Here is a 264-nt window from a genome sequence, read left to right as displayed (position 1 = left end):
AGCGACAGAGAACCTTCCTGCATCTGATACATGGTGTCAGCCGTTGTCCGGGTTGATATGGGTGTTGGGGGCCTGGATCTTGATCTCGGCCGCATCGAGCCGGATGGTGGATGAACCCTTGTGCAGCTCGATCGCGTCGGCCGTCATGTGGATCGACGTCCCGCCCGCACCACCCACCTTGATCCACAGTTCCTTGGCTTCGATCGTGTGCACACCCGCGGGCGATTTCTGCGTCGTATTGCCCTGGGTGACGGTGTGGGTCTG

Annotated in this window: 1 protein-coding gene; it reads right to left on the bottom strand. The window is 60.6% G+C overall.

Features of this window, described 5'->3' with window-relative positions:
- Positions 1–36 precede the first annotated feature (36 nt).
- Positions 37–264, bottom strand: a 228-nt coding sequence (locus RVY79_RS20030; protein WP_317466331.1) for a hypothetical protein, incomplete at its 5' end; no start/stop codon positions are given.

It is taken from the genome of Chromohalobacter sp. HP20-39 (assembly GCF_033052815.1).
Lineage (GTDB): Bacteria > Pseudomonadota > Gammaproteobacteria > Pseudomonadales > Halomonadaceae > Chromohalobacter.
The sequence above is the reverse complement of the archived record's forward strand: the minus strand, read 5'-3'. Positions and strand labels throughout refer to the sequence as shown.